General features: G+C 71.5%; 25 protein-coding genes and 2 riboswitches. Of the genes, 13 read left to right on the top strand and 12 right to left on the bottom strand.

Annotated elements, in window-relative coordinates; translation table 11 throughout:
• The first annotated feature begins 50 nt into the window (after window positions 1-50).
• A riboswitch (TPP riboswitch) is annotated at window positions 51-146 on the top strand.
• The 6 genes from ACFUUZ_RS19995 (at window position 139) to ACFUUZ_RS19970 (ending at window position 5,565) form a co-directional block, all read left to right on the top strand.
• Window positions 139-843, top strand: coding sequence for a TenA family protein (locus tag ACFUUZ_RS19995; protein ID WP_378698261.1), 705 nt, complete (start codon window positions 139-141; stop codon window positions 841-843). Its footprint overlaps the riboswitch before it by 8 nt.
• Complete coding sequence (locus tag ACFUUZ_RS19990; protein ID WP_378698260.1) at window positions 840-1,859, top strand: ABC transporter substrate-binding protein; 1,020 nt, start codon at window positions 840-842, stop codon at window positions 1,857-1,859. Before ACFUUZ_RS19995 ends, ACFUUZ_RS19990 begins: the two co-directional genes overlap by 4 nt.
• Before the next feature lie 31 nt (window positions 1,860-1,890).
• On the top strand, window positions 1,891-2,667 hold the full coding sequence (locus tag ACFUUZ_RS19985) for an ABC transporter permease (RefSeq protein ID WP_378698259.1): 777 nt from the start codon (window positions 1,891-1,893) through the stop codon (window positions 2,665-2,667).
• Complete coding sequence (locus ACFUUZ_RS19980) at window positions 2,660-3,415, top strand: ABC transporter ATP-binding protein (RefSeq protein ID WP_378698257.1); 756 nt, start codon at window positions 2,660-2,662, stop codon at window positions 3,413-3,415. The genes ACFUUZ_RS19985 and ACFUUZ_RS19980 overlap by 8 nt, the downstream gene beginning before the upstream one ends.
• 110 nt (window positions 3,416-3,525) lie before the next feature.
• Window positions 3,526-4,125, top strand: coding sequence for a DUF6069 family protein (locus tag ACFUUZ_RS19975; protein WP_378698256.1), 600 nt, complete (start codon window positions 3,526-3,528; stop codon window positions 4,123-4,125).
• A gap of 120 nt (window positions 4,126-4,245) precedes the next feature.
• Window positions 4,246-5,565 (top strand): amidohydrolase family protein, encoded by a 1,320-nt coding sequence (locus ACFUUZ_RS19970; RefSeq protein WP_378698255.1) that lies wholly within the window; start codon window positions 4,246-4,248, stop codon window positions 5,563-5,565.
• 3 nt (window positions 5,566-5,568) lie between these two features.
• On the opposite strand, the gene ACFUUZ_RS19965 is transcribed toward ACFUUZ_RS19970, so the two are convergent.
• From ACFUUZ_RS19965 to ACFUUZ_RS19930, 8 genes are all read right to left on the bottom strand, one after another.
• Entirely contained in the window at window positions 5,569-5,970 is a 402-nt protein-coding gene (locus ACFUUZ_RS19965) for a hypothetical protein (RefSeq protein WP_378698254.1), read from the bottom strand.
• Window positions 5,971-5,980: 10 nt separating this feature from the next.
• The gene (locus ACFUUZ_RS19960) at window positions 5,981-6,694 is read right to left on the bottom strand and encodes a hypothetical protein (protein ID WP_378698252.1); all 714 of its coding nucleotides are present in this window, start codon (window positions 6,692-6,694) and stop codon (window positions 5,981-5,983) included.
• A 118-nt stretch (window positions 6,695-6,812) separates the two neighbouring features.
• Entirely contained in the window at window positions 6,813-7,616 is an 804-nt protein-coding gene (locus ACFUUZ_RS19955; RefSeq protein ID WP_378698250.1) for a CbbQ/NirQ/NorQ/GpvN family protein, read from the bottom strand.
• Window positions 7,617-7,639: 23 nt separating this feature from the next.
• Window positions 7,640-9,148: a nitric oxide reductase activation protein NorD gene (locus tag ACFUUZ_RS19950; RefSeq protein ID WP_378698248.1), complete on the bottom strand. Its 1,509-nt coding sequence runs from the start codon at window positions 9,146-9,148 to the stop codon at window positions 7,640-7,642.
• A gap of 154 nt (window positions 9,149-9,302) precedes the next feature.
• Entirely contained in the window at window positions 9,303-9,905 is a 603-nt protein-coding gene (locus tag ACFUUZ_RS19945; protein WP_378698246.1) for a TetR family transcriptional regulator, read from the bottom strand.
• 176 nt (window positions 9,906-10,081) lie between these two features.
• Window positions 10,082-10,543 (bottom strand): hypothetical protein, encoded by a 462-nt coding sequence (locus tag ACFUUZ_RS19940; protein WP_378698244.1) that lies wholly within the window; start codon window positions 10,541-10,543, stop codon window positions 10,082-10,084.
• A 12-nt stretch (window positions 10,544-10,555) separates the two neighbouring features.
• Window positions 10,556-10,960 (bottom strand): ATP-binding protein, encoded by a 405-nt coding sequence (locus ACFUUZ_RS19935; RefSeq protein WP_378698242.1) that lies wholly within the window; start codon window positions 10,958-10,960, stop codon window positions 10,556-10,558.
• A 129-nt stretch (window positions 10,961-11,089) separates the two neighbouring features.
• Window positions 11,090-11,725 (bottom strand): TetR/AcrR family transcriptional regulator, encoded by a 636-nt coding sequence (locus tag ACFUUZ_RS19930; RefSeq protein WP_378698240.1) that lies wholly within the window; start codon window positions 11,723-11,725, stop codon window positions 11,090-11,092.
• Between the two features lie 63 nt (window positions 11,726-11,788).
• Here ACFUUZ_RS19930 and ACFUUZ_RS19925 point away from each other — a divergent pair, with 63 nt between their 5' ends.
• Window positions 11,789-13,963, top strand: coding sequence for an MMPL family transporter (locus ACFUUZ_RS19925; protein ID WP_378698238.1), 2,175 nt, complete (start codon window positions 11,789-11,791; stop codon window positions 13,961-13,963).
• Window positions 13,964-14,092: 129 nt separating this feature from the next.
• Complete coding sequence (locus ACFUUZ_RS19920; protein ID WP_378698236.1) at window positions 14,093-15,004, top strand: helix-turn-helix transcriptional regulator; 912 nt, start codon at window positions 14,093-14,095, stop codon at window positions 15,002-15,004.
• Between the two features lie 7 nt (window positions 15,005-15,011).
• On the opposite strand, the gene ACFUUZ_RS19915 is transcribed toward ACFUUZ_RS19920, so the two are convergent.
• Window positions 15,012-15,416: an ATP-binding protein gene (locus tag ACFUUZ_RS19915; protein WP_378698234.1), complete on the bottom strand. Its 405-nt coding sequence runs from the start codon at window positions 15,414-15,416 to the stop codon at window positions 15,012-15,014.
• A 197-nt stretch (window positions 15,417-15,613) separates the two neighbouring features.
• Between ACFUUZ_RS19915 and ACFUUZ_RS19910 the strand changes: the two genes are divergently transcribed.
• On the top strand, window positions 15,614-16,129 hold the full coding sequence (locus tag ACFUUZ_RS19910) for a hypothetical protein (protein ID WP_378698233.1): 516 nt from the start codon (window positions 15,614-15,616) through the stop codon (window positions 16,127-16,129).
• A gap of 107 nt (window positions 16,130-16,236) precedes the next feature.
• Here the strand turns inward: ACFUUZ_RS19910 and ACFUUZ_RS19905 are convergent, their stop codons facing one another.
• Genes ACFUUZ_RS19905 through ACFUUZ_RS19895 form a run of 3 tightly spaced genes read right to left on the bottom strand, consistent with a single transcriptional unit; the run spans window position 16,237 to window position 20,200 of the window.
• Window positions 16,237-17,568, bottom strand: a complete 1,332-nt coding sequence (locus tag ACFUUZ_RS19905; RefSeq protein WP_378698231.1) for a pyridoxal-phosphate dependent enzyme — start codon at window positions 17,566-17,568, stop codon at window positions 16,237-16,239.
• Window positions 17,538-18,971, bottom strand: a complete 1,434-nt coding sequence (locus ACFUUZ_RS19900) for a decarboxylase (RefSeq protein ID WP_378698230.1) — start codon at window positions 18,969-18,971, stop codon at window positions 17,538-17,540. Before ACFUUZ_RS19900 ends, ACFUUZ_RS19905 begins: the two co-directional genes overlap by 31 nt.
• A complete protein-coding gene (locus tag ACFUUZ_RS19895; protein WP_378698229.1) occupies window positions 18,968-20,200 on the bottom strand; it encodes a heavy-metal-associated domain-containing protein in 1,233 nt (410 codons plus the stop codon). Before ACFUUZ_RS19895 ends, ACFUUZ_RS19900 begins: the two co-directional genes overlap by 4 nt.
• A 471-nt stretch (window positions 20,201-20,671) precedes the next feature.
• Window positions 20,672-20,838: riboswitch (cobalamin riboswitch) on the top strand.
• 164 nt (window positions 20,839-21,002) lie between these two features.
• Between ACFUUZ_RS19895 and ACFUUZ_RS19890 the strand changes: the two genes are divergently transcribed.
• From ACFUUZ_RS19890 to ACFUUZ_RS19875, 4 genes are all read left to right on the top strand, one after another.
• Window positions 21,003-22,436 carry a short-chain fatty acyl-CoA regulator family protein gene (locus tag ACFUUZ_RS19890; RefSeq protein WP_378698228.1) on the top strand — a complete coding sequence of 478 codons (1,434 nt, stop codon included), beginning with the start codon at window positions 21,003-21,005 and terminating at the stop codon, window positions 22,434-22,436.
• A 497-nt stretch (window positions 22,437-22,933) separates the two neighbouring features.
• The gene (gene prpD, locus ACFUUZ_RS19885; RefSeq protein WP_378698226.1) at window positions 22,934-24,436 is read left to right on the top strand and encodes a 2-methylcitrate dehydratase PrpD; all 1,503 of its coding nucleotides are present in this window, start codon (window positions 22,934-22,936) and stop codon (window positions 24,434-24,436) included.
• The gene (prpB, locus tag ACFUUZ_RS19880) at window positions 24,436-25,350 is read left to right on the top strand and encodes a methylisocitrate lyase (protein WP_378698224.1); all 915 of its coding nucleotides are present in this window, start codon (window positions 24,436-24,438) and stop codon (window positions 25,348-25,350) included. The genes prpD and prpB overlap by 1 nt, the downstream gene beginning before the upstream one ends.
• Complete coding sequence (locus ACFUUZ_RS19875; RefSeq protein WP_378698222.1) at window positions 25,350-26,459, top strand: bifunctional 2-methylcitrate synthase/citrate synthase; 1,110 nt, start codon at window positions 25,350-25,352, stop codon at window positions 26,457-26,459. The genes prpB and ACFUUZ_RS19875 overlap by 1 nt, the downstream gene beginning before the upstream one ends.
• The last annotated feature ends 17 nt before the right edge of the window (window positions 26,460-26,476 follow it).

Below are 26,476 nucleotides of genomic sequence, written 5' to 3'. Positions count from 1 at the left end.
GCGCGAAACCGCGCTCCCACCGGGGGATCCTGCGCTGCTAAGGTCGGAAACCGTACGACACGGGGTGCTCCGCACGAGCGGGGCTGAGATGAGACCCGAGAACCTGTTCAGGTAATGCTGACGAAGGGATGTCCTGGTTTGCGCACGCAACCCTCCGATACCGCACGCTTCACCGACCACCTCTGGGATCGGACGAAGGAACTCCGCGCCGGCATCGATGACCTCGAGTTCCTGCGCAGGCTGGGCGACGGCACGCTGCCGCTCGAGGTCTTCCGCACCTACGTGGAGCAGGATTCGCTCTACCTCTCCGGCTACTCGAAGGCGCTGGCCCTGCTGGCGGCGAAGTCTCCCGATCCGGAGACCGCGCGGTTCTGGGCCCAGTCCGCAGGCAAGGCGGTCGCGGTCGAGACCGCGCTGCACCAGGACCTGCTCACCGGCGGGCTGATCCCGGAGCGGGCGGACGAGCCGGAGCACTCGACGGCCTGCCTCGGCTACGTCTCCTACCTGATCGCCACCGCCGCCACCGAGTCCTACGCCGTCGGTGCCGCGGCGGCGCTGCCGTGCTTCTGGATCTACGCCGAGGTCGGCCGCGACCTGGCGACGACGGCGGCCGAGGTGCTCGCCGCCGACCCCGAACACCCCTACGCGCAGTGGGTCTCCACCTACGGCGCACCGGAGTTCCAGGAATCCGCAGGCGCGGCCCGCGCGCTGGTGGACGCGGCGGCCGCGACCGCGGGGGCCGCGGAGCTGGCGGCGATGGAGACGGCGTTCGTCATCGCCACCCGCTACGAACTGATGTTCTGGGACACCGCCCTGCACCCGCAGCCGTGGCCCGCCGGATGAGCGGCCGCCTGCGCCGCGCCCTGGCCTGCGCCGTCGCCGCGGTGGCGGTGCTGTCCGCGCTCACCGCCTGCTCGGGCGGTGACCAGGGCCAGACCATCCGGTTCGCGCTCGACTGGACGCCGAACACCAACCACACCGGGCTCTACGTCGCGCTGCAGCGCGGCTGGTTCGCCGACGCGGGCCTCGATGTCGAGGTGCTGCCCTACAACAACACCAGCGTCGGCACGGTCATCGACGCCGGGAACGCCGAGTTCGGGATCAGCACCCAGCGGCAGTCGACCTTCGCGCGGGCGTCCGGCGCGCACACCGTCTCCGTCCTCGCGCCGCTGCGGCACTGGGCGACGGCGATCGGGGTGCGGGCCGACCGCGCCGACATCACCAGCCCGCGCGACCTGGACGGCAAGACCTACGCCGGGTTCGGCGAGCCCGGCGAGGCGGAGGTCCTGCAGCAGGTGATCCGCAACGACGGCGGCACCGGCGAGTTCACCTCGGTCACGCTCGGCACCTCGGCCTACGAGGCGGTCTACTCCGGGCAGGCCGACTTCACCGTCTCCTACCTGGCCTGGGAGGGGATCGAGGCCGAACACCGCGGCACCCCGATGAAGTACCTCCGGTACACCGACTACGGCTTCCCGGACAGCTACGCCATCGTGATCGACGGCAACCAGGACTGGCTGACGGCGAACCCGGAGCGCGCCGCGAAGTTCGTCCAGGCGCTGCAGCGCGGCTACCAGTCCGCCGCGGACGACCCGGAGGCCGCCGCCCGCGACCTCATCGCCGCCAACCCCGGCGCGTTCAACGACGAGAGCCTGGTCTTCGAGAGCCAGCGGATGCTCGCGAGCCAGTTCATGAAGGCCGCCGACGGCCGGGTCGGCGCGCAGGAACTCGACCAGTGGGCCGCCAACTCCGGCTTCCTGTATCGGAAGGGGCTGCTGGCAGGCCCCGACGGCGGGACGCTGACGGAGGAGCCCGACTGGTCGCGGTACTTCACCAATGATTACCTCGCCCCCGCTTGAGGTCGCGGTCGGTCGGAGCTCGCCGAACGGGGTGCGCGGCAGGGGATTCCGGCGGCTGCTGCCCGCGGCCGTCACGGTCGCGGCGCTGATCGGCCTCTGGCAGGGCTACGTCGCGGTCAGCGGTATTCGCCCGCAGCTGCTCCCGTCCCCGCTGCGGGTCGGGGAGCAGGGCTGGGCGCATCGCGGCGAGATCGCCGGGCACGCGGCCGCCACGCTGCAGGTGACCCTGGTCGGCTTCGCGGTCTCGCTGAGCCTGGCCTGGGCGCTGGCCGTCGTCGTCGATTTCTCGCCGTGGCTGCGCCGGGCCTTCGTCCCGCTCTTCGTCGCCTCGCAGACCCTGCCGATCATCGCGATCGCGCCGCTCATGGTGATCTGGTTCGGGTTCGGGCTGCTGCCCAAGGTGCTGGTGGTCGCGCTGGTCACCTTCTTCCCGATGGCGATCGGGCTGATCGAGGGTTTCGCGGCGGCCGACCGGGAGGCGGGCGCCCTGCTGCGCAGCATGGGCGCCTCCCGCCGCCAGGTCTTCCGCTACGTCCGGCTGCCGTCGGCGCTGCCCCGGTTCTTCACGGCGCTGCGGATCGGGATCACCTACGCGGTCGTCGGCGCGGTCTTCGCCGAGTACGTCGGCGCGACCGAGGGGCTCGGCATCTACATGAGCCTGCAGAAGAACTCGTTCCGCACCGACCTGGTCCTGGCCGCGGTCCTGGTCACCGCGGTGCTCAGTATCGCGCTCTACCTGCTGACCTTCGCGGTCGAGCGGGTCGTCGCCCCGTGGGCCCGCGCGGCGGAGGGGACTGAGCATGGCTGACTCCGATGGCCTGATCGTCGTCGACGCGCTCACCAAGTCCTTCGACAGCCGGGACGTTCTGGCCGGGGTCTCGTTCACCGCGCGGCACGGCGAGTTCGTCTCCGTCATCGGCCCGAGCGGCTGCGGCAAGAGCACCGTCTTCCGGATGCTCGCCGGTCTGGACACCCCGGACTCCGGCGGTATCCACTTCGGCAGGCGCGACGCGGAGCCCACCGGCTCGCACTGCGCCTACATGCCGCAGAAGGACCTGCTGTTCCCGTGGCGCACCGTGCTCGACAACACGATCCTCGGGCTGCTGGTCCGCGGCGTGCCCCGGGCGGAGGCCAGGCGCCGGGCCCGCGAACTCTTCCCCGTCTTCGGGCTCGCCGGTTTCGAGGACGCCCGCCCCGCCCAGCTCTCCGGCGGGATGCGGCAGCGCGCGGCCATGCTGCGGACGGTGGTCCAGGAGCGCGACCTGCTGCTCCTGGACGAACCCTTCGGCGCCCTCGACTCGCTGACCCGCACCGACATGCAGTCCTGGCTGCAGGAGGTCTGGCAGCGGTACCGGTGGACGGTGTTGATGATCACCCACGACATCCGCGAGGCGGTCTACCTCTCGGACCGCGTCATCGTCCTCTCCCCGCGCCCCGCCACCGTGCGCCGCGAGGTGCGCGTCGACCTTCCCCGCCCCCGTGACCTGTCGATCCTCGCTACCCCCGAGTTCGTCGCGCTCGAACAGGAACTGCTCGACGTGCTGCACAGCGGCTGACACCGGGACCGGCGCGCCGAACAGCGGGTTCGCTGATCGGATGTGCCACCCGGGTGGACATGCCCTCGATTCGGGTGGGTCGTTCCGGCCGGAGCGGGTACTTTCTGCCTATGACGGAACCGTCGTACAACTACGGGCGGCAGGACCCGCAACGCCGGGACTACCCGCGCACCCAGGCCTATCCCCAGCAGCAGGCGTACTCCGGGCAGCAGCCGGGGTACGAGTACCAGGCGGAGGACGCCTACGAGGGGGAGCGGCGGCAGCAGCAGCCGCGGCGCGAGCCGAAGATCAACCTCGGCAGGCTGTGGGCGGGCGCCGTCGGCACGGCCGCCGTGGTCGCGCTGGTGATCGTGGTGCTGATCATGCTGATCCGCGGCATCCTGGGGATCGCGGTGCTCTCGCCCGAGGGCGCGGGCGCCTACGGGACGGTGTCGACCACCTCGTACGCGGTCGCGGGCGCCGCCGCCGCGATCGCCGCGGCCGGGCTGCTGAACCTGCTGCTCGCGCTCATGCCGAGCCCGATGCAGTTCTTCTACTGGATCACCGGGCTGCTCACGGCGCTCGCGACGCTGGTGCCGTTCACCCTGGTCGCCGGGGTGGACGCCAAGATCGCGACGGCCGCGATCAACCTGATCGCCGGGTTGATCATCATGTCGCTGCTCGGCGGCGTCGGTGCGGGCGCCGTGATCCGGCGGCCCCAGCAGTACTGAGGGGCAAGGTGGCGGTCGCAAACCGCTGCCTGCCGTGCACACTGCTTCGAGGTGCTGCCCCGGGGAAGCGTGGGCCTCCTGGTTCGCACGGTGACGAGGACTCACAGCGAGGACGACCTGATGCCTGAACCGCTCGCGATCACCCACGCCACGATGCTCACCGGCGACCGGGACGGCACCGTGCACGCCGACACCACCGTCCTCGTGGAAGCCGACGGACGGATCGCGGCGGTGGGCCCGACCGCGGAGATCGCGGTTCCCGATGGTGTCCGGGTCATCGATGCGTCCGGCCGATTTCTCCTGCCCGGCCTGATCAACGCCCACGCTCACCTCTTCTCCGATGGCAAGCCGCTGCCACCGATTCTGGTGAATCCCCGGGTCGAGAAGCTGGTCGCGGTGTTCCTGCACAGCCCGCTCGCGCGCCGGTGGCTCGAGTCCAGGACCGAGCGCGCCGTGCGCACCCAGCTGAACACCGGGGTGACCACGATTCGCAGCGTCGGTGACCCGGGGTACGAGGTGGTGCGGGTCGCGCGCGCCATCGAGCGCGGAGATCGCCTTGGACCTCGGCTGATCCCGTCCGGTCCGCTGCTCGCCGTTCCGGGCGGCCACGGCGCGCCTCAGATCGCCCTGACCGGTGCCGACGTTGACACGACTCGCAAGAACGTGCGCCGGAATCTGAGCCGGGGCGCCCGAGCGATCAAGATCTCCGCGACCGCGGGCGTCACCGACGCCACTGAGATCGGGTATGCGGGGCGCCCGGAGATGAGCGAAGCGAACATGCGGGTGATCTGCGAGGAAGCGCACGCGACCGGGGTGCTCGTCGCGGCGCACGCGCAGAGCGACGAGGGCATCCGGGCCGCGCTGCGCGCAGGCGTCGACACGATCGAACACGGTGCGGCGCTGTCCGACGACGTCATCGAGCTGTTCGGCCACAACCCGAACTCGCTGCGCGGCTTCTCCGCCCTGGTACCGACCCTGACGGCGGCCCTGCCCCTGGTCAAGCTCGACCGTTCGGTCACCGGTGCGAACCCGGTGGCCCGCGCGAATGCCGAAATGATCTTCGACGGCATGCTGTCGGCGATCCGCACCGCGGTCGAGCACGAAATCCTGATCGGCATGGGCACCGATTCCGCGCTCACCTTCGTGCCGCACTACAACACCTGGCGTGAGCTGGACGCACTCATCCGGTACGGCGGCCTGACACCGGCGCACGCCCTGCACCTGGCCACCCAGGCCAATGCGCGCATCCTCGGCATCGAGGCCGTCACCGGTGCCGTCGAGCCCGGCCGCGCCGCCGACCTGGTGCTCACCGATGCCGATCCGCTCGTTGACATCCGGACGTTGGCACAACCGTCGACTGTCGTCGTTCGCGGCCAGGTCATCGACGCCCCGGCCGTCGAGCGATTTCCCGAGATCGACGCGCTCCTCGACGAATTCTGAGCATCACCGAGGCGCCTCGGCCTCCTGTCTCGCGATCCGGTCCTCGTGGATGCGGATCAGCTCCCGGAAGCCGATCCGCCCGTAGTCGGGTTTCGGCTGCACGCCCCACTCGTCGCGGGCGGTTTGTTGCCCCGCGCCTTCGGGCTGCCCGCCGAGCGGCGGGGCGTTGAAGGGCACCGGGTGCTCGCACTCCAGGGTGTCGTCGCTGTAGCGGACCTTCATGAGTTCGCTGCAGATCTCGGTGAGCGAGAGCGTCGGCCAGCCGTACCACACGGCCAGCGCGGGCACGGTGAACGCGCCCTCGATGACCAGGGCGAAGAGGCAGACGAAGATGCCGCGGCGCAGCCACTTGTGCATGCCCGCGTAGGCAGGGGTGGTGCCGGGGGGAAGTTCGGTGGTGGTCATGGCAGGCCCCTCAGTCGGAGAAGATCTCGCGGTTCACCGTGTGCAGGTACGGGATCGCGAGGAACGGCGTGATGTAGAAGATGTCGTAGAGCCACCAGCCCAGGACCGGGAGCACGGTGCCGTCGAAGCGGATATCCGCGTAGACGGTCATATTGACCACGTAGCCGACCCAGATCACCACCCCGAACCAGCAGGTCACGATGAGCCACTGGTGGCCCCAGCGCTTCATCTGCAAGAAGGCGATGGCGGCGGCGACCCGCATGGGGAAGACCACCAGGATGAGCGCGACCTCCCAGCCCTTCTCACCGGGCGCGCCCGCGCCGCCGATGAAGAGTTCGTTGTAGTGCCAGAAGTAGCCGTTGTCGACGAAGTTGCCCCAGGCGGTGAAGAAGACCCGGGTCACCAGGGTGTGGCTGGCGAGCATGTCGAGCACCCAGCCGATGCTGTTCAGGAAGGCGTCGAGGATGACGAGGTAGCCGATCAGGGTGACGATGATCGGCCGCACCGAGAGCCCGTCGCGCTGGGCTCTGCGTTGCAGCCAGACGCCGCGCAGGAAGATCGGCAGCCCGAGGAAGCCGAAGATGAAGGTGCCCATGAGCGCGGTGCCCGCGGTGAGCCAGATATCGGCGCGGCGCTGGGCCTGCCTGCTCTGCTCGTGGTGCTCGTCGTAGCCGGAGCCCGCGGGTGCCGGTGCGGGGGCGCGGCGGAAGGTGGGGAGGTTCATGGCTACCAATCCCTGGTCGCGCACATGCTGAGCTGGATGAGGAACATGGCGAGCAGAAAGCCGTAGATGGTGAGCTGGAAGACGATGAGCGCGCGCTTTCGTCTGCGGTCCTGGTCGTTCACGGAGCCGTCCTCTCGGTAGCGGAGTGGGGAAGCAGGGCGGCGGCCGCGATCTCGCGCAGGCCGTCGGAGAGCGCGCCGTCACCGGAGAGCGGCGCGAGCACCGCCGCCTGCACCGCGGCCAGCTCGCCTGCCCCCGCGGCGATCATGCGGGCCGCGGTGACCAGCACCCGGGTGGACGGCGGTTCGAAGTGGAAGACCTCGTCGGCCTGGCGGATCATGCCCGCGCAGCCCACCAGCCGCCGCGCCACCGCGGTGTCGATGCCGGATTCGGCGGCGATGACGGCGATTTCGTGCTCGGGCGGCAGGTAGTCCAGCCCGAGGGTGACGAAGCGCTGCCGGAACGAGGGCTTGAGCTCCTTGAGCGAGCTGCGGTAGGCGGGGTTGTAGGAGCACACCAGCTGGAATTCCGGTGGCGCGGTGAGCTCTTCGCCGGAGCGGTCCAGGTAGAGGGTGCGGCGGTGGTCGGTGAGCGAGTGCAGCACCGCGAGCGAGTCGTGGCGGGCCTCGACCACCTCGTCCAGGTAGCAGATCGCCCCCGTGCGCACCGCGCGGGTGAGCGGGCCGTCCTGCCAGACCACGTCGCCGCCGGCCACCAGGAACCGGCCGACCAGGTCGGCGCTGGTCAGGTCGTCGTGGCAGCTGATGGTGAGCACCGGGCGGCGCAGCAGCGCGCCCATGTGCTCCACCAGCCTGGTCTTGCCGCAGCCGGTGGGGCCGGTCAGCATGACCGGAAGTCGTTGCCGGTGCGCCTGTTCGAACAGCCGCACCTCGTCGCCGGTGGCGTGGTAGAGATTCCGCACCGGGGTCCTCCTCGCTGTGGGGGTCAGGCCGCGACCAGGGCCCGGTGCACGGCACCGAGGACCCGTGGCAACTGCTCGACCCGGTGGATCCGGCAGGACCGGCGCGGCCCGAACACCTCGGGCAGCGGATCGACGCGGGCCGGGCCGACGCCGATGTAGTAGACGGTGATCCCGGCCTCGTCGGCCTCGGTGAGCGCGTGCGCCACATCGGCCCAGGCGTACCGGCCCTCGTAGCCTTCGTCCGACATGAGGCCGTCGCCGATGACCAGCAGTAGCCTGCGCTCGGCGGGGCGTTCGGCGAGCCGGTGCGTCAGGTGCCGCAGCGGCGCGCCGAGCCGGGTGTAGCCGCCCGCCATGAGCCCGAGCCCGCCCGGGTCGACGAAGCGCGGGTCGTCGAAGTCCTTGAGGCAGCGCACCTCCACGCGGTGCCTGGTGTTGCCGGTGAAGACGAAGAGGCCGTGGCGTTCGCGGGCCAGTGCCATGGCGCGGGAGAGCGCGTCGGCGCAGGCCAGTTCGAGCCGGAAGGCGCGGCCGCCGTGGCTGCCCAGCGACGAGCTGCCGTCGAGCAGGACCGCGGTGGTGACATCGCGGGTCGTGGGCAGCAGGTCGCGGAAGACTCGGGGTTCGGGGACCGGGCCGCCCAGTGCGTCGAGGCGGTGCGCGACGTAGCGGTCCACGTCCAGGTCGGAGCCGTCGGGAAGGCCGCCGCGGAGGGCGCGGTGGGTGCGCTGCTCGAACCAGCGCCGCAGCTCCGCGCCGACCGGCTGGGCCGGGGCGCCGCGGGTGGGGTTGGCGCGTTCGAGCACCGCGACGTGGTCCGGGAGGAAGCTCTCGGTCCACATGTTCCACTCCGGGTACGGGATGCCCGCGCGCCGGTCGGCGCGGATATCGAGGTCCTCGTTGTCCGGGCGGCTCGGGGGCGGGAGATTGCTGTTGCGGGCGCCGCCGTCGCCGCCGACCGGCACCGAGAGCACGCGTTTGGCATCGCTGCGCCTGCTGGTCCACGGCATGCGGCCGTAGGTGCGGTGGATGGCCGCCGCGAGGGCGCCGCGGCCGGGGGCGCTGAGCGGGAGGGTGCCGAGCAGGGGGTGGGCGGGGAGCGGGGTGCCGGAGCGGGCGAGGCGGTCGGCGCGCTCCAGCATGGCGGGGACGTCGAGGCCGGGTTCGAAGGGGAGGTCGGGGAGGCGGAGCCGCAGCTCCGGGAGCAGGCCGGGGAGCCGGTCGGCGATCCAGGCCGCCGCGACGCCGCCCTCGACCAGGGTGAGGGCGCCGCGTTCGCGGGGGGAGAGTTCGTGCAGGGCGTAGCGGGTGAGTTCGTCTTTCGACGGCGCGCATTGCAGGGCGATGCCGCAGGTCAGGGTGGTGCGGGTCCAGCCGGGGGCGGACGGGTAGGGCACCTGGACGACGGTGCCCGCGGCATTCAGCCCGAACCCGCGGTGCTCGCCGGTGATGAGGCGGGCATTGGCGCGGCGGCGCGCGGAGAAGGCGACCGCGCTGAGCGCGCAGCCGCGCTCCAGCGCGCGGGGGTTCACGGAACGGCTCCGTCCGGCGGCCTGCCGATCAGAAAGTGCCGATGTTCTTCATGACCCAGTACCAGAAGGCGATGATGCCGCAGACCAGCACCCACGCCCCGATGATGCGCACGAGATCCAGCCACATGGGGATTGCTCCGTTCGAGAGTGGTCATCAGCGCTCCATGCTGTGCAGCGCGGTGGTCAGGTAGCTGTCGAGCATCCCGGCGCGCATGGCGCGGTTGTCCGGGGTGGTGGCGAGCAGCGCGTACAGCCCGAGCAGGAAGAACAGGGCCGCGTGGTAGGGGTCGATGCCGTCGCGGGTCTCGCCGCGGTCGCGGGCGTTCTCGATCTCGGTGGCGACGGTGGCGATCATCGGGAAGTCCCTGGGATCGCCGTCGCCGCGGTTGGGCGAGAAGTGCACCGCGAGCAGCTCGCGGAAGAGGGTGTTGCCGAGCCTGCGCTCCAGCGCGAGCACCAGCCGCACGGTCTCGGCGAGCGCGCCCCGCAGGTCGTGCTCGCCGCGCAGGTAGCGGGTGAGTTTCTCCGCGAGCAGGGTCTCCTCGCGGCGCTCCAGCTCCAGCAGCACGTGCTCCTTGGTCGGGAAGTGGAAGTAGAAGGTGCCGCGCGCGACACCGGCCGCCTCGGCGATGGCCGCGATATCGGCCTCCGCCGAGCCGGTGCGCGCGAACTCGGTGATGGCGGCGTCGAGCACGCGATCCCGCGTGCGCAGCCGCTGGGCTTCGCGGCCCTGGGGCTTCCCGGATGCATCGGTCATGACCTCGATCCCAGCAGTACCGCCGACGTGCGTCGACGGCGGGTGGGGGTGGCGAGTGGAAGATGTTGGGCGGCAGCTTCTCCGCGCTGCCGACTGCTCGTTTAGACTGACATATGTCATCGACAATCGTCAATGGGTTGTTTACCGAAAAGGCAACGGGATGCGTATCGGTCGGTTTACTGTTCGTCGAACAGGTGGTCGTACCCGATGGCGAAGCTCAGGTCCGCGGGGTCGACCAGCACCCGGCGGCGGTCGCCGATGCGCGGGTGCGGCGCGGCGGTCGGTACCTCGCACGCCGCCTCGAAGGCGTCGAAGCCGGGGCCGCTGATGCGGACCCGCAGTTCGGCCACATCCGGGTTCTCGCCGCCCGCGCGGATCCGCACCGCGAGGATCTCGGCCTCGGCCGGGACGGCGGCGGTGTCGAACCGCCGGGCGGTTCGGCGCCAGCGGTAGGTCTGGACCGCGAGGGCGAGGCCGATCGGGAAGGTGACGAGGGCCGGGCACAGCGCGTCCCACAGCGAATCGCTGGTCAGCGCGAAGACGGGCCCGGTGGCTATCAGCCCGGCCGCGAGTGCGGCGCTGCAGGCACCCGCGACGGGGCCGATGAAGTCGACCTGACTCCCGGAACGCTGAATCACTCGGCCCCCGGCTCAGGTGGCGAGCAGGGGTGCGGCGAGTTCGACGACGGTGCCGGTGTCGCCGACGGTGATGCGGGACTCGGGGACGAGGGCGCCGATCAGCGCCGGCCCCCGTCCGCGATTCGTGGCACCTGCCGCGGGTGTCTTCCACGTCCCGTGGTCGGTGACGGTCACCCGGACCAAGTCCCGCTGCACCCGCGCTTCGAGCAGGACGGGCCGCCGATCCTCGCCGTGCCCGTGCTCGACCGCGTTGGTGCACGCCTCGATGGCGGCCAGCAGCAGGTCGTAGGCGTGTGCGGGGTCGGTGAGCACGCCGTCCAGCCACTCGCGCAGCCGCCTGCGGACCCCGGCCGGCTCTTCCGCCGCGGCGGGAAATTCCTGTCGCAGGGCAACGGGGATATCGCCGGTAGCGTTCATCGCCTGACCTTCCGGACCGCACCGCGGGTGTGCGGGGGTCGTACCTGACCGTAGTCGGTCCACAGCCGGGCGGGTACTGCTTCCGGGACCGACACCGCCGAGCTCATCGACTTCGATGTCGGGGCGCGGTCAGTCGGTGGCGACGAGGACCGCGCGCAGGCTCCTGGCGATGGTCTCGGTGCCGGTCTCGAAGACCTCGCGCAGGCTCGGCTCGAAGCCGGAGGCGACCCAGTGGTCGATGACCGCGAGGAACCCCCACACCGCCTGGGCGGCGGCCAGCCGCAGCGTCAGGTCGTTCTCGTCGCGATGCAGCCGGGCGGCGAGCGCGACCCGCACGGCGCCGGTCAGCTGCTCGGCGAGCCGGAGCTGGCCCGCGCGGACGTCGGGCTCGGCGGCTACCAGCCGCATGCGGGAGCGGATCTTGGCCTCGTCGGTGGTCAGGAAGGCGCCCGCCAGGGGGAGCGCGGCCGCGCGCACCTGCTCGATCAGCTCTTCCGGGGCGACCGGCTCCGGATCGGCGGTGGCGAGAAGATCGAGGATCTGAGGGTCGTAGTCGTCCCAGACGACGAGCATCTCCTTGGTGCCGAAGTAGCGGTAGACGGTGCTGGCGGAGGTGCCCACCGCGGCGGCGATGCGCTCGATCGGGACGCTGCGGTACCCGTCGCGCTCGAACAGCTCCAGCGCGACGTCCTGGATCTCGTGCATCGCCTGCACCCTCCTGCGTTCGGCGAGCGATGGCCTGCGCGCATTCGGGGAGTCCGTCATCGGCCCATCCAATCACGGTCGCGCGCACCGGCCGACCGGGTTACAGTGTCGTTCATTATGAAAGTGACTGTCAATCCGAAACCGAGTGTCAGCGCGACCGTCGAGCCGCCGCCCCGGCTCACGCTGCTCGGGCGGTGGGGTCGGGCGATGGCCAGGCACCGGTGGCTGGTGCTCGGGGTGTGGGTGGTCCTCGCGCTCGCGGGCGGCATCGCCTACCCGAGCCTGGAGCAGCGGCTGCAGGCGCCGGACCTCACGGTGGACGACAGCGAGGCCACCGTGGCGGGCGATCTGATCGGCGAGCACTTCGCCGCGCTCGGGGTCGAGCAGAACGTCATCGTCTTCAGCTCCGCGCAGCGCACCGTCGACGACCCCGAATACCGGGCCGCGGTCGACGGCGCGCTGGCGACCGCTAGCGCCAGCGCGGATGTGCGGGTGTTAACCCGGCCCTACGAGCAGGCCGAGCAGGTATCCGCAGACCGGCGCTCGGCCTTCGCCGTCATCGGCATCGACGGCGACATGAGCGCCCGCGCCGAGGTGGCCGAGCGGCTGCAGCGCGACCTCGCGGGCATCGGCGGCGGCGAGATCACCGTCGAGACCACGGGGTTCTCCGCGGTCCAGAACGACATCATCGCCGTCGAGAAGGCCGACACGGTGCGGGCCGAGCTGGTCGGCGTTCCGATCGCGCTGGTGCTGCTGCTCCTGGCCACCAGCGCGTTCGTGGCCGCGCTGGTTCCGGTCGCCATGGCGGGCGCGGGCGTGCTGCTCTCCCTGGGCATGCTGTACCTCTGTTCGGCCGCGATCCCGGTCGATCCGCTGATGATCTCGGTGGCGACCATGATCGGCACCGGCGTCGGCATCGACTACGCCCTGATCGTGGTGAGCCGCTTCCGGGAGGAGCTGGCCGGTGCCGAACCAGAGCGCGCGGTGGCGATCGCGCTGGAGACGGCGGGCAAGACCGTGGTCGCCTCCGGGGTGATCGTCCTGGTCGCGCTCTGCTCGCTCATCGTCGTGCCCGCGGGCATCTTCCGCGGCACCGCGCTGAGCGTGACCGCGGCGCTGGTCAGCAGCGTGCTGGTGGCGCTGACGCTGCTCCCCGCCCTGCTGGCGGCGCTCGGCCCCCGCATCGACCGGGGACGGCTGCGGCGCACCGCGGTCGACCGCACCGAGGAGCGCTGGAGCCGCTGGGCGCGCGCGGTGATGCGCAAGCCGGTCCTGGCGGGCACCGCGGCGCTGCTGCTGCTCGGGCTGTGCGCGTGGCCGCTGACCACCATCCGCTACGGCAACGACACCGGCGTCTCGCAGATCCAGAGCACGCCGTCCGGGCACGCCGCGCAGGTTCTCACCGACGAGTTCGGGCCGGGGCTGTTGGCGCCGATCCAACTCGCCGCGGTCGGCAAGGGCGGCGGGCCGCTCGCCGCGCAGGCGGTGACGGCGCTGGACGCGCTGGCCGCCGAGACCGGCCGGGACGAGCGCGTCGCCTCGGTGCTCCCGGTGCGGGCCGGGGGAGCGCTGCTGCTCTCGGTCGTCCCCAGCGTGGCGACCGACTCCACGGAGGCGGCGGAGCTGGTCCGCGAGCTGCGGGGGCGGGCCGGTGCGATCGGCGAGTCCACCTACTCGATCGTGGCCGTCGGCGGGACCACCGCCGCCTTCGTCGAGCTCTCCGACCTCATTACCGGCCGGTTCGCGCTCGTCGTCGCCTGCGTGCTCGCGTTCTCGTTCGTGCTGCTGGTGGCGGTGTTCCGCAGCGTCCTGCTGCCGATCAAGGCGATCGCGATGAACCTCGCCGTCACCGCGGCCGCGCTCGGGCTGACCGTCGCGGTCTTCCAGTGGGGCCACGGCGAGCAGGTGCTGGACTTCACCGGACGCGGCTACATCCAGGCATTCCTGCCCGCGACGGTCTTCGTCGTGCTGTTCGGGCTCTCGATGGACTACGAGGTCTTCCTCATCCGCAGGATCCGGGAGCACTGGCTCGGCTCCGATCGCTCCGACCGCGCCAACGACGAGGCCGTGGTCGCGGGCATCGCGCGAACCGCGCGGGCGATCACCGTCGCCGCCGCCATCATGGTCGTGGTCTTCGGCGCCTTCGCCACCGCGCGGGTGCTGGAGATCAAACAGCTCGGGTTCGCGCTGGCGGTCGCCATCGCGCTGGACGCGGTGGTCGTGCGCATGCTGCTGGTTCCGGCCTTCATGAAACTCCTCGGCCGGTGGAACTGGTGGCTGCCGCGGCTCCGGAGCTGAGGGCGGGCCTGCTTTCGTTTTTCGTCGATGTGGAGGAGGGTGGAGGGGACCGACGGCACCACCCGCGGCTGTTCCCGCAGGACAGCTCGATGACGGGAAGCGAATGCGGCTCGGAAGGGAGCCCGCGTCATGCAGTTCGCCAGCACCGACCGCGCCGTGATCGAGGCCTTCATGGCCGAGACCTACGCCGGGACCAGGTTCGGCACCGCCTCCGGTGCCGGAGCGGACCCGACCTCGGTCGCGCGGATCCGGCTCGGCCCCGCGGTCAGCCTGGACCGGCTGACCTTCGGCTCCGCCATGTCCTACGCCGTCGACCCCGGCGACACCTGGCGGGTGTGCGCGGTGCGGCGCGGGCGGGTCGTGCGCACCGACCCCGCCGGTGACCTGACCGCCGAGCCGCCCGGCGAGCTCGCCGGGCTCACCGAACCCGGCGCCGGGACCTCACGGGCCACCGGCTACGACATCCTCGTCGTCGACCCGGCCATCCTGCCCCGCGCGCCCGGCCCCGAGCGTGGCAGGCCGTCCGCGCGCGACTTCACCCGCCGCCCCGGCCCCGCCGAGAGCGCCGGGCTCACCGCGGTCATCGAGCACGTCCACGCCTGCGCCGCCGCGGGCACCCTGACCTCACCCGCGGTGGCCGCGGCGCTGGCCCGCTACGTCGCCGCCACCGTCGCCGATGCCTTCCCCCTCGGCCCGGTCGACAGCGACCCGGAGCTCTCGGAGACCCTGCGGCGGGCGATCGCCTTCCTGGAACGACACACCCGCGAGGACGTCTCGATCGCGCAGGTGGCCGCGGCGGCGTTCGTCAGCCCGCGCGCGGTGCAGCTGGCCTTCCACGCCCAGCTCGACACTACCCCGCTGGCCTACCTGCGCGGGCTGCGCCTGGCCGGCGCGCACGACCAGCTGCGCCGCGCCGCGTCCGGTGACCGCCAGACCGTCACCTCCGTCGCCAGGGACTGGGGCTTCGGCAACCCCGGCCGCTTCGCGATCGCCTACCGCGCCGAGTACGGCCACGGCCCGAGCGCGACCCTGCAGAACTGAACCGGCGCTAGGCGGTGCGCAGGGGAGCCGCGAGCTCGACCACGGTCCCGCCGTCGCCGACGGTGATCCGCGACTCGGGCACGAGGGCGCCGATCAGCGCCAGCCCCCGTCCGCGATTCGTGGCACCTGCCGCGGGTGTCTTCCACTGCCCGTGGTCGGTGACGGTCACCCGGACCATGTCCCGCTGCACCCGCGCTTCGAGCAGGATGGGCCGCCGGTCCCCGCGATGCCCGTGCTCGACGGCGTTGGTGCACGCCTCGATGGCGGCGAGCAGCAGGTCGTAGGCGTGGCGGGGGTCGGTGAGGACGCCGGCCAGCCAGTCGCGCAGCCTGGTGCGGACCCCGGCCAGCTCTTCCGCCGCGGCGGGAAATTCCTGTCGCAGGGCAACGGGGGTATCGCCGGTAGCGTTCATCGCCTGACCTTCCGGACCGCACCGCGGGTGTGCGGGGGTCGTACCCGACCGTAGTCGGTCCACACCCGGCCGGATACTGCTTCGTCCGCGGTGCGAAATTCGACCGGTCCTGAACCGGCACTCGCCGAAGCGATCTCTCCACAGCCCACGCACTGCGTATACACACCGGAGCATCCCCCGCCGTAGGCTGAACCATCGTGGACTACCTCGGATCGATCCGAAATCCCGTGCATGACGGACTTTTCCTGGTGCTGTGTGATGCGGGGGCGCGGTTCGGTGGCTGGGATGTCCACGGTGACGAACTCGCCGCCGAGGGCAGCGCGCAACTGGTGCTCGACGGGTTGCGGGTCTACGTCGAGGAAGCCCACGGTGACGGTCGGCACGAGGTGCGGCGCGGCGATGACGGGACCCTCTGGGTCTCGCCACCGGTCGAGCCGGGTATCCGCCCGATTCCGGAGGGCGGCCTCGAACACGAGCCACGGACCGAAACCGTTCCGATGGGGCTCGTCGATGTGCCGAGCGGAACGCTGGTCCTCGCCCTCGCCTACCCGCCGCTCAACATGACGACCGACGGCGACCATGCGGGCGTTACGCATGGCGAAGGCGAACGCCTCGACGTCGTGGTCGGGCCCGGCGTCCTGGTGGTCACCCGCGAGCGCACCGCCGCGGGCCAGACGGTAGCTCTGCGTTTCCAGCCGCCACCCGGTGCCTGAACGATCTCTCGTAAGCCGCAGGCCGGACTCGGCACGGGCAGCTCGAGCTTCATCCGGCCCCCGACTGTCCGTGCGCTGCGGAGCTGCGCCGGTCCCGCGGTCGGTGGTCAGCGGGCCCGCTGCAGGGGCAGCCCTTCCTCGCGCCAGGCCGCGAGCCCACCGGCGAGGCTGTAGGCCTCGAACCCGGAGCGGCGGGTCAGCGCCGCGAAGTGCCGGGACACCCGCCCCACGGGGCAGACGAAGACCAGCGGTCTGGTCCGGCAGAACGGCAGCTGATCCGGGGGTGTGTCGAGCAGGACGTCGTCGCGCACGTTGATCGAGCCGGGGATGTGGGCGACCCGGTAGGCCATGGCTCCGCGGGTGTCGACCACGGTCGCGCGCCGGGTGCGGTCGAGTTCATCGAGTGCTTCCGGGCCGAGCTGCGGGACGGCGGCCAGTTCGGCCGGGTGTGGCGGGGCCGGGCGGGCCGGGTCGTCGAACAGCTCGGGGCGCCGGGCCCGCAGGTAGGACAGGTAGGGCTCGAGGCGGTCGCAGACGATCACGACCGCGACCAGGTCCGGGTCGTCGGGGCCGAGCGCCGCGGCGGCCGGGCGCAGGACGTCGAGCGCGGCGGCGTAGGCGGCGCCGGAGGTGGGGCCCGCCAGCACGCCGTAGCGGCGCGCCAGCAGCAGGGTGGCGTCGACCGCGTGCTCGGCGCCGACGGTGACGATGCGGTGGTAGAAGTCGGGCTGGAAGAGCCCGACGTCCCACATCTCGGTCTCGGAGCGGATGCCGGGGATGAAGTCGTCGCGGGTGGAGACCACCCCGACGGTGCGCAGCCGCGGGTTGTGTTCGCGCAGCGCGGTCGCGGTGCCGCGGGTGGAGCCGGTGGTGCCGAGCCCGCCGACGAGGTAGTCGACCCGCTCGATGCCCACCGCGGCGAGCGCGGAGCGGATCTCGGACCCGGTGCCCCGGTAGTGGGCCTCGACATTGCGCTCGTTGGTGTACTGGGAGGCGTGGTGCCAGGCGCCGGGTTCCCGGGTCATGGTGGCGGCGATGACCGAGGACACGTCGTCGGGCGCGGTGGGATCGGGGCACTCCGAGAGCCCGGGCAGCTCGACGATCTCGGTGCCGAGCAGGCGCAGCATGTCGCGGACCTCGCCGACCTTGATCCGGTTGGTGACCGCCCGCAGCCCGACGCCGTCCAGCGACCCCAGCACCCGCATGGCCTTGGCGGTATTGCCGCTGGACGCCTCGAGCAGGGTGCGGCCCTCGGCCCGGAGCCCGGGCAGTTCGTCGCGGAGCATCGCCAACGCGGCGCGGTCCTTGACCGAGCCGAACGGGTTGTGGGACTCCAGCTTCGCGTAGAACCGCAGCCGCGCGATGCCGTGCACGGCGGGGTCGAGCCGCAACAGCGGAGTGTTGCCGATCAGCTCGGTGATGCTGTCGTGCGGGCGCACGATCCCTCCTGGGCGGGACGGTGGTCGGCGTCGGGGACGACGGTGAACCCGCCGGGTCCGCGCCTGACCGCGAAGGTCGGGGGCAGTGGGTGCCCGGCGGCGGTGGCCGCGGACAGGTCCGAGTGGTATCCGGCGGTGTTGGGGAACACCAGCAGATCGCCGGGCCGCGGCCGGAAGGGCAGCCGGACGGCGCGGGTGCTGACCATGTCGCGCTCCAGGCACAGCCGCCCGGCGAGGAATGCCGCGACCGGTTCGGGCGGGCGCGGTGCGGCGTCGCCCGCCAGCAGCAGTGGGTCGACGAGGCTCTCCTGGTCGGCGGGGGTCACCTGGTCGCGGCTGATGTCGAGGTTCGCCAGGACGGACCCGTCCGGCAGGTCCCTGGTGAATTCGATGCGGGCGAGGGTGATCCCGGCGTGGTCGGTGAGCGACTTCCCCGGCTCCAGCCAGAGCTCGAGCAGGTTGTCGGTGAGGATCGCGGCCACCGAGCGCCCCTGCCCCGGTACCTCGGCGTCGAGCAGTGCGCCGAGCGCCGTCGCGGGGGCGACGGTGTTGGCGTACTTGTGGAACACCGGGGTGCCGGTGACCGCACCGGCCTCCACCCGGTAGCCGAAGGTGGCGCCCGACCAGGCCAGCGGCCGCCCGTGGCCGAGCAGCGACTCGCGCAGGGCGCGGGTGTAGGCGTCGTAGCTGCCGGGATCGGCGGCGAAGACCTGGCGCAGCCCGCCGCCGATATCGAGCACGGTGGGCGAGAGGCCGCGTGCCCACGCCGCCTCGAACAGCGGCAGGCACGCCGCGATCGCCCGCACCCGATCCCGCTGCTCGGCGGTGTCGAGATGGAAGGAGAAGCCGCGCAGCGCGATCCGGTCGCGGAAGGCCGCCAGCCGGTCCAGCACGGCGGGGATCGCGGCGAGCGCGATCCCGAACCGGCTGGCGGCTGTGCCGGGAAACCCGCTGATGCGCAGCAGAATCGGCACCGGCCCGCCCGCCGCGGCGGCCAGCTGCTCGACCTCCCAGACATTGTCGGCATTGACCGTGACCCCCTCGGCGAGCAGCCGCCGCAGGAATCGCTCGCCCTTGGGGCCGGTGGCCTCGATGCGGGCCGGGGCGAAGCCGGCGCGCAGCGCGCTGTCCAGCTCGCCGGGCGAGGCGACGTCGATGGCGAGCCCGGCGCGCTCGGCCTCCCGCGCGAACGCGGCGCTGCGATTGACTTTGTGCGCGTACCAGATTCGGTGGCTGAGGTCGCGCTGCTCGAGCACCGCGGTCAGCGCGGCGGCATTGGCCGCGAAGACCGCGGGGAAGACCAGATGCAGCGGCGTGGGGTGGCCTGCGGCGAGCGGCCTCGCGGACTCGAGGAACTCGCGCACCAGCGGATCGAGCAGCGCGGGGACCGGAGGTGGGATCATCCGCGGCCTTCCCCGCCCACGGACGCCACCGCACCCGCGTGCGGGGTCGGGTTGTACCCGCTGTCGCGCAGCGCCTCGAAGGCGCGGTCCCGGTTGCGCGTGCTGCGGAACTCCGCCCGCACGATCTTGCGGTCCAGGTCGACGTCGTGCACCGCGATGTCCATCGCGGTGAGGACCGCGGTGATGGTGCGCACGCAGTGTTTGCAGTTCATGTCCGGCACCGCGAAGACCGATTCCGGTGCGCCGTCGCTCTCCTCGCCCGCGGCGGCGAGCGGCACGAGTTCGCAGCGCTGGACCGCGTCGGCGAACGCCGCGACGAACCGCTCGACCACCAGCGGCAGCAGCGTGCTCGCCGCGGCCGGACACGCGGGCTGCTCGCCCGGGGCGAGCAGGGCGTACTGCCGGGAGATGAGGTCGAGTTCGTCGTGGTACCTGGCGATGGCCGCCTCGGTGCCGAGCCCTTCCTCGGTGCGCGCGCGGTGCATGACCGCGTGCGCCTCGGCGATCGTGGCCTCCTTCATGACGCGCAGCGTTGCCAGCGTGCCGGGGGTGTAGCGCAGCCGCCCGTCTAGGTCGGCGGTCAGCTCGACCGGGGCCATGCCGCGCCGGTGGGTGGAGGCCTGCAACTCCCAGAACCAACGGGTCGCGACCGCGACAAAGATGCCCGACCCGCGCAGCGCGAGCGCGAATCGCGCGGGGTCGCGGTGCCCGACGCGGTGCGCCAGCAGCGCGTGCTGGGTCAGGGCCCGCGCGGCGGCCTCCAACCCGACCCGGAAGACCTCGAGCGGTTCGTGGTCGGTGGTGGTGCCCGCCAGCACCGAGCGCGCGGCTCCGTCGAGACGTCCTGCGCGCTCGGCGAATCCGGCGTCCGCGCGGAGCCCGTTCCACAGGGCGAGGAAGGCGGTACGGGCCGCGATGGGCACGACCGGGCCGAGGCCGTCGCTGTGGAAGTGTCCGGTATTGGCCACCCCTTCCTCGTCGAGCCAGCTCACCCGGTGCGTGGCCGAGGTGACCTGCTCGGGCGGGCAGGGCCGCATGAAGCGCTCCAGATACAACCGCTGGGACAGCGTGAGGTGGCTGCCCGGCTCGAATCGCAGGGCGGTGGCACGGTATTCGATCCGGCTGTGCGTGCGGGGTGCGACCTGGGCGAAGGGGGCGGGTCCGGCGAGTTCGCGCAGAATCCGGGCTACGGCCCTGCGGTCGTATCGGGCAGCGCCATCGGTGTCCACGGGACCTCCTCGCGCCTGTCGGGCGCACCGCCCGGGCGGGGGTTGCCGAACGGCGTTCTCGGTTACGGCGGCGGACCGGCGCGCAGCCGATCCGACCTTCCACGATACCGATCCGCTACTGCCTCGGCATGCCATTGCGGGCGCCGGTCCTGTTCGCGCCGTGCGCTTTCCGTGCCGCGGTCTGCGCGCCGCGCCAGAACTCGACCGGTGTCTCGCGGGCGCGCGCCACCCGGGTGCGGATGGTGCCCACCGGGCAGCCGGTGGCCGCTCACCGTCACCGGCCCGGCCGGCGTGCGGTACCAGACCGCGGCCGTGGTCTCGGGCACGCAGGTTCCGGTCCCGCTCACCCCTGTCGCAACCCGCCGCGAACAGGGCATATGCTGAACGCCGCAGCTGGTTCGTCCCGAACCACCACGGTGGGCGCGGGGCGTCGAAGCCCACCGCCAGGCCTCTTCGGCCGGGTGGCGGGCGAGAGGGAACCCGGTGGGAATCCGGGACTGTCCCGCAGCGGTGAGCGGGAACGACCGCCGTCATCAGCACTGGACCCTCGGGTCCGGGAAGCGACGGCGTGGTAGGAAATGCCTGGGTTCGCCCCAGGTCGGCCCCTCGGGGGCCGGTGCCCGCGAGTCCGAAGACCTGCCCGCTGTGCCGGACACGCCGTGTCCGGCGGCCGTCGCCTCGTGGACCGGGCGCTACGCCGACCTGCCACGCATCCGGCTGTCCGGGTGCGTCGTCGTCGTGCGCGCCGCGGCGGGTGTCGGCCTCGAACCGGAAAGCCGGGTGTCGAGGAAGGGTGCCGGTGGTGGAGAAGCTGTATGCCGGGGGACGGCTGCGGGCGTTGCGGGAGCAGCGCGGGCTCTCCCAGTCCGGGCTGGCCAAGGCGCTGGCGTTGTCGGTGAGCTATGTCAATCAGCTGGAGAACGATCAGCGGCCGCTGACGGTGCCGGTGCTCATGCGGCTGACCTCGACCTTCGACCTGGAGGTCGGGTTCTTCGCCCCGGAGACCGACGCGCGGCTGCTCGCGGATCTGGCGGCGGTGTTCGCCGAGGATTCCGAGGCGGCCACGGTGACCAGCGGCGAGCTCGATGATCTGCTGTCCCGGGTGCCGACCGCGGCGCGGCTGCTGATCAGCCAGCATCGGCGGCTGCGCGCCGCCACCGGGCAGATCGAGCAGCTCACCGCGGGCATCGACGCGCCGCCGAGCGATACCCGCACCGCCATGCCGTACGAGGACGTCCGCGACTACTTCTACGACCGCCGCAACCACATCCCCGCGCTCGACACCGCGGCCGAGGAGCTGTTCACCCGAGGCCGGTTCACCCTGGGCGGGCTGGATCTGCAGCTGGCGCGGCTGCTGCGCGAGGAGCACGATGTCGCGGTCCGGATCCGTTCGGAGGACCCGGTGCGGCCCGGGCCGAAACGGGTCTTCGACCCGCACTCGCGCACCTTGATTCTGGCTCGGCGCCTCACTCCCGGACAGCGGGCCTTCCAGGTGGCGACGCAGCTGGCGTTCCTGACCCAGTCCGCCGTGCTCGAGGAGTTGCTCGCCGACACCGCCGGGTTGCCGGGGGAGTCGCGCCGGTTGCTGCGGATCGGGCTGGCCAACTACTTCGCCGGGGCGCTGATCCTGCCCTACGGCCCGTTCCTGCGCGCTGCCGAGGCGTTGCGCTACGACATCGATCTGCTCTCGGCGCAGTTCGAGGTCGGGTTCGAAACGGTGTGCCACCGGCTCTCGACACTGCAGCGGCGCGGGCAGCGCGGGGTGCCGTTCTTCTTCGTCCGCACCGACCGGGCGGGCAATATCTCCAAGCGGCAGTCCGCCACGGCGTTCCACTTCTCCCGGGTGGGTGGATCGTGCCCGCTGTGGGTGGTGCACGACGCCTTCTCCACGCCGGGGCGGATCCGAACCCAGATCGCCGAGATGCCGGATGGGCGCGCGTACCTGTGGCTGGCGCGCACCACGGGGGAGAGCAACCCCGGCTACCTGGCACCGGCGCGGGACTTCGCGGTCGGGCTCGGCTGCGACCTCACCTTCGCCGACAAGCTCGTCTACTCCCACGGCCTGCCGATCACCGATCGCGCGGCCGCGGTGCCGATCGGGGCAGGCTGCCGGGTGTGTGAGCGCACGGCGTGCGCGCAGCGTGCCTTCCCGCAGATCGGGCGCCCGCTGGCCGCGGATGAGAACCGTCCGGCCAACACCCCGTACGCCCCTGCGGCATCGACCGGATCCAGCTGAGCGCAGCGAGATTCAGTGCCGCGCGAGCAGCGGGGCCGACGTGGCGACGGCAGCGGCCATCCGCACGGCCTGCACGGTGGGAGCGACATCGTGGGTGCGGATCACCGCCGCACCTCGGTCACGACGTCGTCGTAGTGCGGGGCGCTCGAATTGCCCGCCGTCGAGGAAGGAATCCGGTGTGACATTCAGGATTCCCATGATCCGGGTATTCATTTTCGAGCAGAGATCCTTCCGCCGAATTCCCGTGGCACGTGGCAGCACTGTGGAGCCGGGGGTTCGCCCACCCTATCGCGACGGGGGACCGTTCTTCGATGTCGGCCGGATCCCCCTCTGCCGCAGGCGGGTCCGCGTAGCCGGGGCTGCCCTTCCGCAATTTCCACAGATTTGCAGGGTTGCTTCCACAAAATTCGCCGGATGCGACGGATTTCCCCGCTGCCACCCCGGCTGTAGCGTGCGAAACAAGCGAAATTCCCTCGACGACCCGGAGGCATCGGCCTGTGAAGAATCATCTCGTTCGCACCCACCGTTCCGCGGCGGACTTCCCCCGCGAGCAGCACCTGGCGTGGCGGATCGCGGAGGTGGCCGCCGACCCGGTCGAGGTCGCCCCGGAGACCGAGGAGATGATCGTCAACCGGATCATCGACAACGCGGCCGTGGCAGCCGCGTCGCTGACCCGGCGCCCGGTTTCCAACGCCCGCGCCCAGGCGCTGGCGCACCCCTACGAGCCCGGCTCGACCGTGTTCGGTGTCGGCGGCCGCTTCTCCCCGGACTGGGCGGCTTGGGCCAACGGGGTGGCGGTGCGCGAGCTCGACTTCCACGACACCTTCCTGGCGGCCGAGTACTCGCACCCCGGTGACAACATCCCGCCGATCCTGGCCGTCGCCCAGCATGCGGGCCGGACCGGGCGCGAGCTGATCCGCGGCCTGGCGACCGGTTACGAGATCCAGGTGGATCTGGTGCGCGCGATCTGCCTGCACGAACACAAGATCGATCACGTCGCGCACCTGGGTCCGTCGGCGGCCGCCGGGATCGGCACCCTGCTCGGGCTGGACACCGCCACCATCTACCAGGCGATCGGGCAGGCGCTGCACACCACGACGGCGACCAGGCAGTCCCGCAAGGGCGAGATCTCCAGCTGGAAGGCGTACGCCCCGGCCTTCGCGGGCAAGATGGCGGTCGAGGCGGTGGACCGGGCGCTGCGTGGCGAAGGGGCGCCGTCACCGATCTGGGAGGGCGAGGACGGCGTCATCGCTTGGCTGCTCGGCGGTCCGGACGCCGAGTACTCGGTGCCGCTGCCCGGCCCCGGCGAGCCCAAGCGCGGCATCCTGGACACCTACACCAAGGAGCACTCGGCCGAGTACCAGTCGCAGGCGCCGATCGACCTGGCGCGGCGGATGCGAGAGCGGATCGGCGACCTGGACCAGATCGCCTCGATCGTGCTGCACACCAGCCATCACACGCACGTGGTGATCGGCACCGGCTCCGGCGACCCGCAGAAGTTCGACCCCACCGCCTCGCGCGAGACCCTCGACCACTCGGTGCCCTATATCTTCGCGGTCGCGCTGGAGGACGGCACCTGGCACCACGAGCACTCCTACACCCCCGAGCGGGCGCAGCGGCCATCGACCGTGGACCTGTGGCACAAGATCTCGACCGCCGAGGATCCGGAGTGGACCCGCCGCTACCACTCGACCGACCCGGCGGAGAAGGCGTTCGGCGCCCGCGCCGAGGTCACGCTGAAGAGCGGCGAGGTGATCACCGACGAGCTGGCGGTCGCCGACGCGCACCCGCTCGGCGCCAGGCCCTTCGCCCGCGAGCAGTACATCGCCAAGTTCCGCACCCTCGCCGAGGGTGTGGTCGAGCCCACCGAGCAGGATCGCTTCCTGGAGGTGGCCCAGCGCGCGGGCGAGCTGTCCGCGGGTGAGCTGTCGGAACTCACCGTCACCGCCTCGGCGGATGTGCTCGCCCGCGCGCCGCGCTCGCCGAAGGGGCTGTTCTGATGACGGGGCTGCTCGCGGCGACCACCTCGGCGGCCGACAAGCGGATCGCCTTCCGCACCGGGCTGACCTCGGGGAAGATCCAGCGGATCCCCGGCGCCTTCAATCCGCTGGTCGCCAAGCTGATCCAGGAGATCGGGTTCGAGGGCGTCTACGTCTCCGGCGCGGTGCTCTCCGCGGATCTGGGGCTGCCCGATATCGGGCTCACCACGCTCACCGAGGTAGCCGGCCGTGGGCAGCAGATCGCCCGGGTGACCGACCTGCCGGTGCTCATCGACGCCGACACCGGCTTCGGCGAGCCCATGAGCGCGGCCCGCACGGTCACCGTGCTCGAAGATGCCGGGATCGCCGGGCTGCACCTGGAGGACCAGGTCAACCCGAAACGCTGCGGGCACCTGGACGGCAAGGCCGTGGTGCCGGTCGAGGACATGCTGCGCAGGCTGACCGCCGCGATCTCCGCGCGCCGGGACCCCAACTTCTTGATCTGCGCGCGCACCGACGCCGCGGGCATCGAGGGCATCGACGCCGCCATCGACCGGGTCGAGGCCTATGCCGACGCCGGTGCGGACCTGATCTTCACCGAGGCGCTCTCCACGCCTGCCGATTTCGAGAAGTTCCGGGCCGCGGTGGACGTTCCCCTGCTGGCGAATATGACCGAGTTCGGTAAATCGGAGCTGCTCTCCGCCGGGGTGCTGGAGAAGATCGGCTACAACGCCGTGATCTACCCGGTGACCACGCTGCGGCTGGCCATGTTCGCCGCCGAGCAGGGACTCCGCGAAATCTTCGCCGAGGGCACGCAGTCCGGGCTGTTGGACCGCATGCAGCATCGCTCGCGGCTCTACGAACTGCTGCAGTACGAGCGCTACAACGAATTCGACTCCGACATCGTCAATTTCTCGCTCGGAAGGAACCAGTGATGCCGGATATCTACAAGGGTCTGGCAGGCGTCGTCGTCGACACCACCGCGATCTCCAAGGTGGTGCCCGAAACGAACTCGCTGACCTACCGCGGCTACGCCGTGCAGGACCTGGCCGCCCACTGCTCCTTCGAAGAGGTCGCCTACCTGCTCTGGAACGGCGAACTGCCCGGCAATGCCGAGCTGGAGCGCTTTCAGCAGCAGGAGCGGGCGTCGCGCCGGGCGGACCGCTCGCTGCTCTCGCTGGTGGCGAAGATGCCCGACACCTGCCACCCGATGGACGTGGTGCGCACCGCGATCAGCTACCTCGGTGCCGAAGATCCCGACGCCGAGGACAACTCGCCGCGCGCGAACCGGGCCAAGGCGCTGCGCATGTTCGCCGTGCTGCCCACCATCGTCGCCGCCGACCACCGGCGCCGCCACGGTCAGGACCCGATCGCTCCGCATTCGCACCTGGGTTACGCGGAGAACTTCCTGCACATGTGCTTCGGAAAGGTCCCCTCCCGGGAGCTGGTGCAGGCGTTCGAGGTCTCGCTGATCCTCTACGCCGAGCACAGTTTCAATGCCTCCACCTTCGCCGCGCGGGTGGTCACCTCGACGCTGTCGGACATCTACAGCGCGGTCACCGCCGGGATCGGCGCTCTGAAGGGCCCGCTGCACGGCGGCGCCAACGAGGCCGTCATGCACCACATGCTGGAGATCGATGATCCGGCGCTGGCCGAGGAGTGGCTGCGGGCCAAGCTCGCGAAGAAGGAAAAGGTCATGGGCTTCGGCCACCGGGTCTATAAGAACGGTGATTCCCGCGTGCCGACCATGAAGCAGGCTTTCCTGGATATCGCCGCCGCCACCGACGGGCAGAAATGGGTGCGGATGTACGACATCCTCGAGCGCACCATGGTCGACGCGACCGGGATCGAGCCGAATCTGGATTTCCCGACCGGCCCGGCGTACTACCTGCTCGGCTTCGATATCGAGGTCTTCACCCCGATCTTCGTCATGAGCCGGATCACCGGCTGGACCGCGCACATCATCGAACAGGGTGAATCCAATGCGCTCATCCGGCCGCTGAGCGAATACGTGGGCGTCGCGCAGCGCCCGGTCGTGGCCTGACCCATCCCTTCCCGGCC

Source organism: Nocardia sp. NPDC057353 (assembly GCF_042667085.1).
GTDB lineage: Bacteria > Actinomycetota > Actinomycetes > Mycobacteriales > Mycobacteriaceae > Nocardia.
Note: the sequence above shows the minus strand (reverse complement) of the source record. Positions and strands in the feature narration are given on the sequence as shown.